General features: G+C 66.9%; 11 protein-coding genes and 1 pseudogene. 3 read left to right on the forward strand and 9 right to left on the reverse strand.

Translation table 11 applies throughout. The annotated features are described in order from the left end of the window. Positions 1-5: 5 nt before the first annotated feature. Positions 6-1070 (reverse strand): alpha/beta fold hydrolase, encoded by a 1065-nt coding sequence (locus F622_RS0108295; RefSeq protein ID WP_019571682.1) that lies wholly within the window; start codon positions 1068-1070, stop codon positions 6-8. A 106-nt stretch (positions 1071-1176) separates the two neighbouring features. On the opposite strand from F622_RS0108295, the gene F622_RS0108300 reads away from it, so the two are divergent. Further along, positions 1177-1872, forward strand: coding sequence for a DUF4197 domain-containing protein (locus F622_RS0108300; protein ID WP_019571683.1), 696 nt, complete (start codon positions 1177-1179; stop codon positions 1870-1872). Here F622_RS0108300 and F622_RS0108305 read toward each other — a convergent pair. Beyond that, positions 1866-3095 carry a bifunctional diguanylate cyclase/phosphodiesterase gene (locus tag F622_RS0108305; RefSeq protein WP_019571684.1) on the reverse strand — a complete coding sequence of 410 codons (1230 nt, stop codon included), beginning with the start codon at positions 3093-3095 and terminating at the stop codon, positions 1866-1868. The genes F622_RS0108300 and F622_RS0108305 overlap by 7 nt on opposite strands. Positions 3096-3491: 396 nt before the next feature. Here F622_RS0108305 and F622_RS0108310 point away from each other — a divergent pair, with 396 nt between their 5' ends. Then, positions 3492-4733, forward strand: coding sequence for an HD-GYP domain-containing protein (locus F622_RS0108310; protein ID WP_019571685.1), 1242 nt, complete (start codon positions 3492-3494; stop codon positions 4731-4733). A 33-nt stretch (positions 4734-4766) separates the two neighbouring features. Here F622_RS0108310 and F622_RS0108315 read toward each other — a convergent pair whose 3' ends face one another. From F622_RS0108315 to F622_RS14300, 4 genes and pseudogenes are all read right to left on the reverse strand, one after another. Further along, positions 4767-5081 (reverse strand): hypothetical protein, encoded by a 315-nt coding sequence (locus tag F622_RS0108315; protein ID WP_019571686.1) that lies wholly within the window; start codon positions 5079-5081, stop codon positions 4767-4769. 211 nt (positions 5082-5292) lie between these two features. Next, a complete protein-coding gene (locus F622_RS0108320; protein WP_019571687.1) occupies positions 5293-6414 on the reverse strand; it encodes a flagellin in 1122 nt (373 codons plus the stop codon). 135 nt (positions 6415-6549) lie between these two features. Then, the gene (gene msrA, locus F622_RS0108325; protein WP_019571688.1) at positions 6550-7170 is read right to left on the reverse strand and encodes a peptide-methionine (S)-S-oxide reductase MsrA; all 621 of its coding nucleotides are present in this window, start codon (positions 7168-7170) and stop codon (positions 6550-6552) included. Between the two features lie 145 nt (positions 7171-7315). After that, positions 7316-7515: pseudogene (locus F622_RS14300) on the reverse strand (hypothetical protein); the annotation flags it as partial. A gap of 92 nt (positions 7516-7607) precedes the next feature. Between F622_RS14300 and F622_RS0108335 the strand changes: the two are divergent. Then, a complete protein-coding gene (locus F622_RS0108335) occupies positions 7608-8501 on the forward strand; it encodes a hypothetical protein (protein ID WP_019571689.1) in 894 nt (297 codons plus the stop codon). Positions 8502-8644: 143 nt separating this feature from the next. Here F622_RS0108335 and F622_RS0108340 read toward each other — a convergent pair whose 3' ends face one another. From F622_RS0108340 to F622_RS0108350, 3 genes are all read right to left on the reverse strand, one after another. After that, positions 8645-9682, reverse strand: a complete 1038-nt coding sequence (locus F622_RS0108340) for a phosphotransferase (RefSeq protein ID WP_019571690.1) — start codon at positions 9680-9682, stop codon at positions 8645-8647. Continuing rightward, the gene (locus tag F622_RS0108345) at positions 9679-9963 is read right to left on the reverse strand and encodes an MliC family protein (RefSeq protein WP_018175725.1); all 285 of its coding nucleotides are present in this window, start codon (positions 9961-9963) and stop codon (positions 9679-9681) included. Before F622_RS0108345 ends, F622_RS0108340 begins: the two co-directional genes overlap by 4 nt. Before the next feature lie 134 nt (positions 9964-10097). Beyond that, complete coding sequence (locus F622_RS0108350) at positions 10098-12578, reverse strand: EAL domain-containing protein (protein ID WP_019571691.1); 2481 nt, start codon at positions 12576-12578, stop codon at positions 10098-10100. Positions 12579-12653: the final 75 nt, after the last annotated feature.

Raw genomic sequence — 12653 nt, forward strand, 5'->3', positions numbered from 1 at the left:
GGTGTTCAGTCTCCCGGCGCGGCGTTCCAGCGTTCGAGGATGTCGAGGATAGGGTCGATGGCGGGCGGATCGTCCGTCAGCGGGCCGGGTACCAGCAGCCCACGATGCGAGGCCTCGAGGATCAGCGGGTCCGGATGACCGTCCAGGTGCAGGGATTCGACCGGCACCACGCCGTCGCCCAGTTCGTCGTCGGTCTGCTCCCACCATTCGCTGATGCGCCCGGCCACCGCCTCGAGGTCGATCTGTTCGTCCAGCGCGGCGAGACTCTCGCGCATGGCGGGCGTGGGTTCGGGCAGTTTTCCGCCGATGATGCGGACCGGTATGTCGTCCGGCCAGGGGCGTGCGTTGAGTTCGGCCAGGAAGTGGCTGCCCGGGCGCAGGTCGATCTTGGCCGCGCCGGTGCCGTCGCGCAGGCCGGCAAACAGCGAGAAGCGCTGCTGCTGGATGTCGGCCAGCCACTCGCGTACCTCCAGCCAGACCCGCAGCCGGGCCCACTCGGAGCCATGATTGGGGGTGGCCACCAGGATCACGCCGGCGACGGGTCGCCCCCCGACACGCGGAGTCGCATCCTCCGGATGCCGGTAGCGCGTCACGAAATCGCGGATCACCAGACCCCCCATGCTGTGGCCAATCAGGATCAGCGGGTCGTCGCCTTCGAGCTGCGCCCAGTGTTCCGCCAGCAGGTCCGCACTGTGGTCGATGGCCTGGTCGTTGGGATAGCGGAATTCCCAGCCATTGATTCCGGCGTCGTCCAGCGCGGGCGCAAGGGCGTCCCAGATATCGCCGGGCTCGTCCAGTCCGTGCAGCAGCAGAACGTCCGGCGGGCGCTCGTCGTTGAACCGGTCCGAACGCGGCTGGAAGCCTCGCAGATCGTCGGGCAGCTCCATGGTCTCGGGGAACCATTCGTGCAGGCGGTCCTGGACTTCGACGCGCAGCTCGCGCTCCTGTTCCGGGTTCTGCTCGGCCCAGCCGACCCAGATGGCCAGGGCGAGCAGCGGCACGCCCACCAGGATCAGGAAGGCGCCGAGGCGCCGGCGGCGCCGGTTCGAATCGGGACGGCTGGCATTCATGGACGATCACCATCGGACAAGCCGAGCGCTACGGCAAGTAGGGCCCGGCACGGGCGATTGGATGCCCTGTGTATCATGGCGGGAAGTCCCTCATGGAAGTTTCGACATGCGACGCGCGTACCTGCTCCCCTGGCTTCTGGTCCCCCTCTTGCTGACCGCGTGCGCCGGGCTGGATGTCCGCGACTTCGGCCTCGACGGGGGTGGTGGTGATCGTGCCGAGGAGGCGATCCGCGAGGCCCTGCGGGTGGGCACCGAGCGCACGGTGGAGCGGACCGGCCGCGAGGATGGCTACTGGGGCAACGCGTTGATCCGCATCGGTCTTCCGCCGGAGCTGGAGCAGGCCGGCGATACGCTGCGGCGCGTCGGGTTCGCCAGCGAGGTGGACGATCTGGAGCGGCGGATGAATCGTGCGGCGGAGTCCGCAGCGCAGGAGGCCGTTCCGGTGTTTGTCAGCGCCATCCGCGGGATGCGGCCGGAGGATGTGTATGGGGTGCTGCGCGGGGCCGATGATGCCGCCACGCAGTATCTGCGCGATGCGTCGGAGTCCACCCTGCGCGAGCGCTACATGCCGATTGTGCAGGAGCAGATGGAGCGGGCCGACGTCTATCGGGTGTACCAGCCGCTGCGCGACGCGGCGGGCCGCATTCCGGGCCTGTCGGGGCTGGACGTCGATCTGGATCGCTACGTGACCGATCAAGCCCTGGATGGCCTGTTTACCATCCTCGCGGACGAGGAGCGTCGCATCCGCGAGGATCCGGCTGCCCGCACGACCCAGCTCCTGCGCGACTATTTCGGTCAGTAGCGCACCGCGTGCAGATGGCCGGTGTGCGGCGTGTCGGAAAGCAGCAGGGATGGGATCTCTTCGGCCCGTAACGGACGGGCGAAGTAGTAGCCCTGGATGCAATCGAATTTTAGTTCGCGGCCGATTGCCAGTTGTTCCTTCGTCTCCACGCCCTCGGCGATGGTTCGCAGGCCCAGCGACTCGGCCAGCAGGACCATGCCGCGCGAGAGGTCGTGGGCGGACGGATCGATCCCGAGTCCGGAGATCAGCTGGCGGTCGATCTTGAGGATGTCGATGGGGAATCGGTTGAGGTAGGCCAGCGAGGAATAACCCGTGCCGAAGTCGTCGATGGCGAGCTGGATGCCGAGTGACTTGAGCTGCTTCAGGGCATCGGTGGCCGCGTCCATCGCCAGCACTGTCTCAGTCAGTTCGATGTGCAGCAACTCCGGCGGTAGCCGATGGCGATCCAGCGCGGCCGCGACATGGGCCGCCATTTCGGGGCGGACGATGTCGTGCGCCGAGAGGTTGATTGCCACGTACCATGCGGGGCGGCCGTGTTCGGCGGCCAGGGCGTTCCACGCACCGGCCTGGCGGCAGCCCTCGTCCAGGGCCAGATCGCAGATGTCATGAATTAACGTGGAATCCTCCGCCACGTCCAGAAACTCCGCCGGGGATAGTTCTCCGCGGATGGGGTGTTGCCAGCGGATCAACGCCTCGACGCCGACATGGCGCTCCTGCGCCAGGGAGTAAATCGGTTGGTAGCGCAGGAAAAATTCGTTGTGCCGCAGCCCGCGCCGGATATCGAACTCCTGGCGCATGCGCCGCAGTTCCTCGGTGACCGGGTGCAGCGCGGGGATGACCAGCCAGGCCATCAGCTGGCCGATGCCGACGAAGAATCCAGTACGGGTTAGCCAGCGTTCGGTCTCCTGCGCGATGCCGGCGGTGACATCCACCGGCGTCATGGGTCCGGCCAGCACGCCGGCCACCAGGGCCACGACCAGGGCGGCGCCCGCGCCGAAGCGCGCCGCGGCGAACAGGATGGGCACGTAATAAAAGTGCGGGACGATACTGTCGGCGCCACCCGCGGTGTAGACGATCAGCCAGGACAGGGCGAGCCCGCCGAGGATCAGCAGACTAGCGCCCACGAATGACATGCCCACCCAGGCACGGAGTGTGGTGCGGGCGAGGTAGTCGGTGTAGCGGATGCCACCGGTGGAGGGCAGGGCCGAGGGAAACCTGGACATCGCGCTCTTCCTTTGGCCAATCCCGGGCCGGTTACTACACCTTGGGCTGTGCGACAAGGCGGCACGGCTTCAGGGTGGCATGTCCAGTCGTCCAAGCGACCGCCTGTATCCCGAGTGTAGTACATGTGAGTCAGAACACCGTTCTGCAGATCGGCAGCGCGGATCTGGAAAATCGGTACCCCCAGGAACGCTGCGGGGTCGTTCCTGATGCATATAAAAGGCGGGCCCTCGCCTTCGATGATCTGGCTTTTCATGCCCCCTCCTCGCGATGCCCAGGTGGCAAGAAAGGACTCTCGTTAGGCGGTGTTAGATCTGAGTTGTGGGCAATCGAGATCGGGATGATAATCCGCCGCCCGGGGCACAGCCCCGGCCTGCCATTGCAAGCCTGGGCCCCGAATGCTGAAGAAGATCAAGTTGGAATATGTCGTCGAGGGAATGTACATCCGGGAACTTTGTAGCTCGTGGATGGAGCATCCCTTCTGGCGCACGCGCTTCCTGCTGGACGATGCGAAGGACCTCGCGACCCTGCGCGAAAGCAGTATCCGCGAGGTCTGGATCGACACCACCAGGGGGCGGGACGTGGAGGGTGCGGAGGCCGCCATGACGCCGGCGGAGCGGGATGCCGAGGTGCAGGCGTCGCTGCAGTCGGTCCCGGATGCCGGGCGCGATTGGGAGCCCGCGTCCATGCGGGAGGAACTGGATCGGGCGGCGACCATTTGCCGGAAATCGCGGCAGGCGATGACCTCGATCTTCGGGGAGGCGCGCATGGGCCGCGCCGTGGACACGGAACTGGCGCGCAAGGTGGTTGAGGAGATCACGGACTCGGTGGCTCGCAACTCCAGGGCGCTGGTCAGCCTGGCGCGGCTGAAGAACGCGGACGACTACACCTACATGCATTCGGTGGCGGTATGCGCGCTGATGGTGGCGCTGGGCCGCGAACTGGGACTTGAGGACGACGCGGTCCTGGCGGCTGGTGAGGCGGGTCTGATGCACGACATCGGCAAGGCCGCGATGCCGCTGGAGGTGCTCAACAAGCCGGGCAAGCTCACCCCCGAAGAGTTTGCCGTGATGAAGCGCCATCCGGCGGAGGGGCGTCGCATCCTGCAGGCGGCCGAAGAAGATCTCTACCCGGTCACCCTGGATGTCTGTCTGCATCACCACGAGAAGATGGATGGTTCGGGGTATCCCGAGGGGCTGGTTGGGGACCAGATTACCCTGTACGCAAAGATGGGCGCGGTCTGCGATGTCTATGACGCGATTACGTCGAATCGCCCTTACAAGGCGGGCTGGGACCCGGGCGACTCCATTCGCAAGATGGCCGAGTGGGCTCAAGGCCATTTCGATCCAACCGTTTTCCAGGCGTTCGTGAAGAGCCTGGGTATTTACCCCGTGGGTTCCCTGGTGCGACTGGAGTCCGGGCGGATCGGTGTGGTCGTGGACCAGTCCGCGGGTTCGTTGCTCAAGCCGGTCGTGAAGATCTTTTACTCAACCAGCTCGGGGTGCCGCATTCCCCCGAAGGTCGTGGACCTCTCGGCGACGCACGTTCAGGAGGCTATTGCCGGGCGCGAGGACCCCACGGCATGGCCGTTCCCGGACCTGGATGAGCTGTGGTCCGGTTTGCCCGGCGGCAACGGATAAAGGAGACGCTTCGCCGAAGCCGGTGGTGGGGCGTCAAAACAGGCCGCAGGCGGGTCCTGTCCGCGCCGAACGGACCCCGCGGATGTCCGGGTGGGCACGCAGGTCATCCATCATTTCGCTGTACAGGCCATCCGGGACATCCCGCGCAAAAGTGATGTCGACGCGGCCGTTGCGGCGCATGTTGTAGGCCGTAAAGGCGTCTGCATCGTAGTCGAACAGGATGTGGGACAGCGCATCCTCGGACGCTCGTGCCTCCGGCGTGGTCGCATGGGTGGTAGCGCAGCCGGACAGGGTTAGAGGTAGAGCGAGAACTAGGATCAGTACGAGGGGCGATAAAAGGATCTGCATGGTGGACCTCCGTGCCGGACGCGATCAAATCGGCGGTTCCCGGATTGTGCGGCTTTCCTGCGTTACCGGGTGGGAGGTGGCAACCAGGGGCCATCATTCATCTTTGAGCTTCGCCATCAGCTTTCATTTATGTCAAAACATGAAGGAAAGCAAGGGTTGTGCGCGGCTTAGAAGGGATACCCAGGGAGAGGCGGATTCAATCCGCGTCTCCCTAGGCGAGCAGGCGCAGGACGAGCTGGGGTGCCAGGTTGGCCTGGGCGAGGATGGCGATTCCGGCCTGCTGGAGGATCTGGGCACGGATCAGGGCGGCGACCTCGGCGGCGTAGTCGGCATCCAGGATGCGGCTGCGCGCGGCCTGGAGGTTCTCGCTGCCGATGCCCAGGTTGTCGATGGTGGACTCCAGGCGATTCTGCACCGCGCCCAGACGACTGCGCCGGGCGCTGATCTGGTCCAGGGCCTGGTCGAGTCGGGCGAGTGCGTCGCTGGCGCCCTGTGCGGTGCCTAGGTCGATCCCGGCCAGGTGGCCCTCGACCGCGCGGGTGGCGGGCATGTCCAGGGCATTGAGACCGGCGTCGCCGCTTATGGTGATGATCTCGCGTGCCGTGGTTTCGAGGCGCCCATCGAAGGTGGCGGAGGCGCGGCTTGGGTCTCCGAGCTCGCGATTGATGGCGGTGGCCAGGGCCGCGACCGAGTCGTAATCCCCGTCCGGGACGTCGATCTCCGGCCGCTCGCCGATGCGGATGCGGAAGTCGCCCGCCACCGTGAACGGACCGCTGGCGAACAGCGCCGTCAGATCCCCCGACCGGCTGGTCGCGATCGCGCCGAGCTGGCGCGTGCCCATGCCGTCGCCGAGGTCCACGGCGAGGGTCTGCCCGGCGTTGGCGCCAACCTGAAAGAACGCGGTGGGGGCGCTACCATCGAGCAGGGTGCGTCCATTGAAGGTGGTCTGGGTGACCACCCGGTCGGTCTCGGCCAGCAACTGCCGGGCCTCGCGGTTCAGGGCCTGGCGGTCGGAGGCGGACAGGGTGCCGTTGGCCGCCTGCAGGGCCAGCTCGCGGATGCGCTGGATGTTGCCGCTCATGGACCCCAGCCCGCCCTCGGCGGTGCGGGCCAGCCCGATGCCGTCCTGCGCATTGCGCATGGCCTGGTTCAGGCCACGAATCTGGGTCGTGAAGCGTTCGCTGATGGCCATTCCGGCGGCATCGTCGCGCGCCGAGTTGATGCGGCGCCCGGAGGCCAGGCGTTGCAGGGCCACCTGCAGGGCGCGCTGGGAAAGCCGCAGGTTGCGCTGGGCGTTGAGCGACAGGAGATTCGTGTTGATCACCTGGGCCATGATGTCGGGTCTCACGGCCCGTCACCGGGCCTGTCGGTACCCGGTGCCATGCCGCCGGGATCATGCAGCCGAAGTTTCACGGCCACAGGGCGTTAGCGGCGGTCTTGAACCGAACTTTAGGCCCGGGAAACCCAATCATTTCCATGGTGGCCCCAACCTGTTCGGTATGCCCCATAGCGCTTGCAGGCGCTCCTCCCGGCCGCAATGGGTCACGTAGTCGGCGTAGCGGTCCGGGTGGTTGCGGTAGTAGTTCTGGTGTTCGTCCTCGGCCCGATAGAAGGGTGCAGCGTCCCGTATGCGTGTCACCACCGGTTGGTCGAAGCGGCCCGAGCGGTTCAGCTCGGCCCGTGAGGCTTCGGCGATGGCGCGCTGGGCGGCATCCTGCGGAAAGATGGCGGTTCCATAGTGGGGCCCGCGATCACAGAACTGCCCGTGGGGATCCAGCGGGTCAATACTGCGCCAGAAGGCCTCCAGGATCTCGCTGAAGCCGATGCGCCCGGGGTCGAAGAGGATACGCACGGCCTCGACGTGGCCGGTGCGCCCAGTGACCACCTGCCAGTACCCGGGATCAAGGGTATGCCCCCCGGTATACCCAAGCTCGGTTTCAAGCACGCCTTCCAGCGCATCGAAGGGTGCCTGCATGGACCAGAAGCAACCGCCGGCCAGTACCGCCTGTTCGGGTCCCTCGGCCTGTGTCAGGGCCGGCGCCGAGAACAGGAGCAGGGCGGCAAGCCAGAGTGTGCGAGCGAAGGACATGATGCCTCACGAATGCATGCGATCCGATCTTCAGACCCCGAGCCGCGTTCAAGGTGCCCGGTCCAGCGGTCGCGGGCGCCTGGATCAGTCCCTACTGGTTATCACGAGGGATGGAGGCGATGGACCAGACCCCGAACCTGGTGCCACTGCAGGACATCCGGTGGTGCTGGCCGATGATTTCTCCGCGGGAGTGGCCTACTGTTTTGGGAAAGAGCACGCTGGTATCGAGGATCTGGCCACGCGGGGTGAACTCGATGTGGCGACGACCTCGCGGATTGCGTCCCGCACGGCGTGATCCGTACTTTTCGTGGCGGGAGGGCGTCTGCGTATGCGGCGGGGATGGATGACATGACGAACCCCTTGCGGAAGGGTACGGCAACCGCCGTTGCACGCAATGTAAAAGGGCGGTACAGATTCATTGTGCAAGGAGCCAGGTAATGGATAAGCGTACACGGGCAGGGGTGTTGGCGGCCGTCCTGTCGCTGGGACTCGCGGTGCTGTTGGCTGGGTGCGGGGGAACCTTCCCGCAGCCCGGTCCGGATCCGGAATTCGACGACGGACTGAGTGCGGAGGCCCTGTTTCAGCGAACGCTTGCGGCCCACGGCGGGGACCTGCGCGAATACCCGGGTGATCTGAATCAGGCGACCGATGGCGAGTGGGGGCGCGTGATCCAGCGCCTCCAGCCGCTGGTAGCCGACGGCGACTACCGTGGCCAGGGCGAAGAGCGTTATCGCCCCGCCGATGATCTGTATGCGGTCCACTACACCGGTCCCGAGGGCACCAAGAGCGTCTTCCGCCACGGTGACGAATTCCGCTTGTACTACGATGGCGAGCGCAGTTCGGACCGCGACCGGATTCGCGCCAGCGCGATGACCACGGACGCCGGCGAGCTGTTCCACTACGGTCCGAGCTTCGTCAAACACCGGGCGACCGACATGGAGCGGCTGGCGGACCAGCGCGAGGGCGGTGTGAACTACCGCCGGGTACTGGCCACCATTGAGCCCGGGTTCGGCGAGGCGGACGAAGACCGGGTGGTGATGTGGATCCACCCCGCAACCGACCTACTTTATCGCGTGCATGTCACCCTGAACGGCTTTGGCCCCACCCAGGGTGCCCACGTGGATACGACCTTCCTGGAGTACGCGGAGATCGAGGGGTACACCCTGCCTACGCGCTTCGAGGAACGGGTGCGCGGGCCGCTGCGGCTGTTCGTGCACGAGTGGTGGGTGACCGGTCGGGACAGCGGACGCGACTGGGCGCCTGCGGATGTCCGTGGGCCCGGTTTCTCGGGGGCTGCGGCGCCCCCCGCGGCGGACACTGCCGCACCGTAAGGGATATGTTCGGGTGTGCCGTCATCGGCTCGCCATGAACGACGTGAGCCGACCCAGGGCCGATCTGCCGCCTCCGAATGCCCCTGCGGTTCCGGATGCGCCGGCGGTCGCCGATTGCTTGTGGGTCGCTGTGCGGCCGAGGCCTACTGGCTGGAGGTCGCGGAAGCGCTCGAATCCGCCCCCGACGGGATGTCGGACAAGCCACCTTCCTGAAGGCGCCGGACCACGGCCAGTGCCGTGCGGCGGCTGTAGTCGTGGATCTTCCAGTGATCCGGCATCCAGCCGACCAGGAAGCGGTAGAAGTCGGCCTGGGCAATGGGGAACAGCGCACGCCACTCGTGCTCGATGGCGTCGGCTTCCGTGCCCTTGCCCCGTTCGTTCAGGGCCTCGCGCAATGCCGCGAAATAGGCATCCAGCAGGTCGGCCTCCCAGTTCTCCTGTTCCCGTTCGTCCAGGCAGCTCCCGAGGAAATAGGCCACATCGCGCATGCCGCAGCCGCCCCCGACATACTGGAAATCCACGGCGGCAACGGCGTCGCCCTCTGGCGCAAAGCAGAAGTTGGCGACCTTGGCATCGCCGTGGACCAAGCTGCGGTAGCGGGCGCCGGTCAGGGCGTCGTCGAGGGCCGCCGCCGTCTCGCGAATCGCCGGGTCCTCGATGGCGGCCCATTCGTCCGGGCGGGTGGCCAGATGCCAGTAGCTGCCCTCGGGCCACAGGCCGGTGGGCTCCCGCCCCATGAAACGCGCGTGGAAGCGGGCGAGCCAGCGCAGGCAGAGCCGCGCCTCGGCGCGGGTCAGGTGGTCCCTGCGCTGCGGGAAACCGGCAGCGTCGAGGTCCTCCAGCACGATCAGGTGCTCGTCGCCGATGGTCGCGGTATCCAGACAGCGGGGCACACGGCTGGTGGCGTCGCATTGGTTGGCCCAGTCGCGGTACCAGGCCATCTCCACCTGATAGGAGCGGAGCTTGCGCTGATGCGAGCGGTTGTTGCTCCAGCCGCGCGGATGGTCCAGCTCGTCGGGGAACACGATGTGCTTGAGGATGACTGTGGGGGAGTCGCCGCCTTCAAGAAGGTAGCGCACGATCTCGCCGTAGCCGCTCCAGAGGGTCTGGATGACCGGGCCGCGCACCGCCGTGCGGGCACAGGTGGCCTGCAGGACGAAACGGGTCGCTGCGTCGGTCATCCGCGGTCGGGCAGGGCGCGACAGCTCCAGAACACGCCCAGCATCTCGAGCATGGCGGCGTCGTCGCGGGTCCAGAACACGATGTCGTCGGTGGGATTGGCGTAGCGCCCGCCGTAGGCCGTCTCGGTGGCTTGTAGTCGGGCGCGGGCCCCGTTGAAGGCCAGGACGGCCTGCTCGTCCTCGAAGGTGGCGGTGAGTTCGGGGCCGTAGGCGCAGATGTAGGCCACCTCGCGCGGGGCATCATCGCCCCGCGGCAGCGCGCTGCAGCCGGCGATCAGCATGATTCCTGCCAGTACGATTGCTAGGCGCACGCGGTGCTCTCCGGTTGGTGATGGTCCATCGTAGGGAAACACGGATCGATGTGCATGCTCGCTGCGTCGTCGCTTGGGCGCGCGAACATGGCGCGGGGAACCGCTCAGGCGCTGCGGCCCGGGTGCGCTGCGGCGGACGAAGCGGGCTCGGCGAGCATCCGTTGGCAGTCGGCGGCTGGCTGCGGGCGGGCAAACAGGAAGCCCTGCAGGGTCTGGCAACCGGCCTCCTGCAGGAAGGCTTGCTGCGCCTCGGTCTCCACGCCCTCGGCGACGGATTCGAGGCCCAGGTTATCCGCGAGGCTGAGGATGGTGCGCACGATGGCGCCCGCGCTCGACTCGGTCTCCAGGTCCGCGGTGAAGCAGCGATCGATCTTCAGCACATCCAGCGGAAAACGGCGCAGATAGGCCAGCGATGAATACCCGGTGCCGAAGTCGTCCAGGGCCACGCGCACCCCGCGCTCGCGAAACTGGCCCAAGGTGCGGATGACCTGGTCGGTATCGGCCATCAGCATGCTCTCGGTGACCTCCAGCTCCAGGGCGTCCGCATTCAGCTGGGTGTGTTCCAATACCCGGTCGATGCTGTGCGCCATCTGGCGATCCCGAAACTGGGGGGCGGCCAGATTGACGGACACGCGGACCGGTGGCAGCCCGGCCTGATGCCAGTCCCGACACTGACGGCAGGCCTCGGTCAGTATCCACTGGCCCAGTTCGACGATCAGCCCGGTCTCTTCGAGGATCGGGATGAAGGCGCCCGGCGAATGCACCGTGCCGGCGCCATCCTCCCAGCGCAGCAGGGCCTCGACGCCGACGATACGGCCATCGCCGGCCGCCACCCGCGGCTGGTAGTGGAGAAAGAACCCTTCCTGGTGATCGACCGCGCGCCGCAGTTGGCCCTCCAGCGAGACGCGTGTCCGCACGTCGTTGTTGAGCTCGCCGGAACAGAACTGGATGGAATTGCCCTCGGTGCGCTTGGCCTGGTGCATCGCGGATTCGGCGCGGCGCATCAGGTCGGACGCATCCTGGGTGTCGTGGGGATACACGGCGACCCCGACGGAACCGGGCACATAGAGCTCGTGCTCGCCAGCCTTGATGATCTGGCGCAGCGGCTCCAGCAGGCGGGTGACGGCGCCCGCGACCGAGCCGGGAGACTCCACCGGGAGCAGAGCGCCGAACTCGTCGCCGCCCAGGCGTGCCAGCACGCCACCGACCGGCAGACGGTTTTCCAGGCGCCGGGCCACATGTTGCAGGACCTCGTCGCCGGTGGCCTGGCCCATGCCTTCGTTGACGCTCTTGAAGCGATCCAGGCCGATGTGGGCCAGCACCAGTGGACGCCCCAGGCGCTCGGCATCGGCGACGGCCTGGTCGGCGCGTTCGGCAAAGCGGGTGCGGTTGGGCAGGCCGGTGAGGGCGTCGTGGTAGGTGATGAAATGGAGGTGGCGCTCCGCCTCGCGCCGTTCGGTGATGTCGTGCACCACGCCGGCCATGCGTTGGGGCCGGCCCTGGGTATCGAAGTCCACGCTCCCGCGCTGGTAGACGATGCGGACGGAGCCATCGGGGCGGACGATGCGGTGCTCGATGTCGTATTCCGGTCCTCCGGGGGTGAGGGCGTCGTCGACCGCGCGCTGCACGCGCTCGCGGTCGTCCGGGTGCACGGCCTGCATGAACGCCTCGTGGGTCGCACCCCATTGGTCGTATTCGAGGCCGAAGATGCGGAACACCTCGCTGGACCAGCGGATGCCCCCGGCGTCGAAGTCCGAGATCCAGTTGCCCAGATGGGCGATCTGCTGCGCCTCCTGCAGTTCCGCCTCGCGCCGTTCCAGCGCCTCGCGCGCCGCGCGACGCTCGGTGATGTCCTGGAACGAGACCACGGCGCCGGTAACACGGTTGCGGGCATCGAACAGCGGGGCGGCGTTGATCAGTACCGGGAACCCGTGTCCCGCGCGGCTCCAGAAATACTCCTCGCAGGCCTGCAACGGCTCGCCGGTGCGCAAGACCCGGTAGACCGGGCATTCCGTGGCGGGGAAGGCCTGGCCGTCGGGCCGGCTGTGGTGCGACAGTTCGTGCGAATTGTTGCTCAGGGCCTCGTCTTCGCTGGCGAACCCGAGCAGTTCGCAGGCCGCGGGGTTGAGAAAGGTGTAGTTGCCATCGGCGTCGATGCCGAAGACGCCCTCGGCCAGGCTCCCCAGCAGGTTCTCGCGCAGGAGTTCGCCCTGCTTGCGGTCCGTGACGTCGATTCCGAGGGTCTGAAAATGGGTGATCTCGCCGGCCTCGTTGAAAAAGGCGCGGCTGGTCCAGCGGATCCAGCGGTCGGTCCCGTCGCCGCGGCGCACCGGGTTCTCGATGGTGCGCACGGGCGCGTCGGGGGTATAGCGCAGCAGGTCGGCGCGGTTCTCGGGCTGCCGCTCTTCGGGGAGGTCATGGATCCAGCGGTGCCCGAGCAGGCTTCCGGGGCGCGCCGCGAAGTATTCGTGGGCCGCCCGGTTGGCATAGAAGATGGTGGTGTCGGGTCGATAACAGATGATGATGAAGGGGTGGTTTTCCACCAGGTCCTCGTACTGGACCTTCACCCCGGACGAATTGCTCATGCATTTCCCCTGTCGGACGCGTCCTGCTGGCCCCTTCCACCCGAACGCGTTGTCCCGAGTCTGTCAGGGGAATTC

The organism is Thioalkalivibrio sp. ALMg3 (assembly GCF_000381225.1).
Classification (GTDB): Bacteria; Pseudomonadota; Gammaproteobacteria; order Ectothiorhodospirales; family Ectothiorhodospiraceae; genus Thioalkalivibrio; species Thioalkalivibrio versutus.

Bases quoted from the DNA above. Each gene is read 5' to 3' on its own strand.
- F622_RS0108295 (WP_019571682.1), bottom strand. From the start codon at position 1,070: ATGAATGCCAGCCGTCCCGATTCGAACCGGCGCCGCCGGCGCCTCGGC.
- F622_RS0108300 (WP_019571683.1), top strand. From the start codon at position 1,177: ATGCGACGCGCGTACCTGCTCCCCTGGCTTCTGGTCCCCCTCTTGCTG.
- F622_RS0108305 (WP_019571684.1), bottom strand. From the start codon at position 3,095: ATGTCCAGGTTTCCCTCGGCCCTGCCCTCCACCGGTGGCATCCGCTAC.
- F622_RS0108310 (WP_019571685.1), top strand. From the start codon at position 3,492: ATGCTGAAGAAGATCAAGTTGGAATATGTCGTCGAGGGAATGTACATC.
- F622_RS0108315 (WP_019571686.1), bottom strand. From the start codon at position 5,081: ATGCAGATCCTTTTATCGCCCCTCGTACTGATCCTAGTTCTCGCTCTA.
- F622_RS0108320 (WP_019571687.1), bottom strand. From the start codon at position 6,414: ATGGCCCAGGTGATCAACACGAATCTCCTGTCGCTCAACGCCCAGCGC.
- msrA (WP_019571688.1), bottom strand. From the start codon at position 7,170: ATGTCCTTCGCTCGCACACTCTGGCTTGCCGCCCTGCTCCTGTTCTCG.
- F622_RS0108335 (WP_019571689.1), top strand. From the start codon at position 7,608: ATGGATAAGCGTACACGGGCAGGGGTGTTGGCGGCCGTCCTGTCGCTG.
- F622_RS0108340 (WP_019571690.1), bottom strand. From the start codon at position 9,682: ATGACCGACGCAGCGACCCGTTTCGTCCTGCAGGCCACCTGTGCCCGC.
- F622_RS0108345 (WP_018175725.1), bottom strand. From the start codon at position 9,963: ATGCTGATCGCCGGCTGCAGCGCGCTGCCGCGGGGCGATGATGCCCCG.
- F622_RS0108350 (WP_019571691.1), bottom strand. From the start codon at position 12,578: ATGAGCAATTCGTCCGGGGTGAAGGTCCAGTACGAGGACCTGGTGGAA.